Annotated in this window: 1 protein-coding gene; it reads right to left on the bottom strand. The window is 40.8% G+C overall.

Annotated elements, in window-relative coordinates; translation table 11 throughout:
- Positions 1-95 precede the first annotated feature (95 nt).
- Positions 96-233, bottom strand: a 138-nt coding sequence (rpsN, locus tag RMT89_RS45575) for a 30S ribosomal protein S14 (RefSeq protein ID WP_315889626.1), incomplete at its 5' end; no start/stop codon positions are given.

Here is a 233-nt window from a genome sequence, read left to right on the forward strand (position 1 = left end):
CTAATCTTTTTCGTTCATTTTCAAGGAAAAAGATCGTAAAAAAGGAAATTTCCAATCCACGCAAAAAGCAGACCCAATCAAGGCCTGCTTAAAGCTTACCAACTAGCTTTTTTGACACCAGGAATTTGGCCCTTATGAGCTAATTCCCGAAAATTGATTCGAGACATGCCGAATTTTCGCATATATGCTCGTGGTCGTCCATCGATCAGATCCCGATTTTTGATCCGATTCGG

Origin of the sequence: Streptomyces sp. P17 (assembly GCF_032436805.1) — a bacterium.
Classification (GTDB): Bacteria; Actinomycetota; Actinomycetes; order Streptomycetales; family Streptomycetaceae; genus Streptomyces.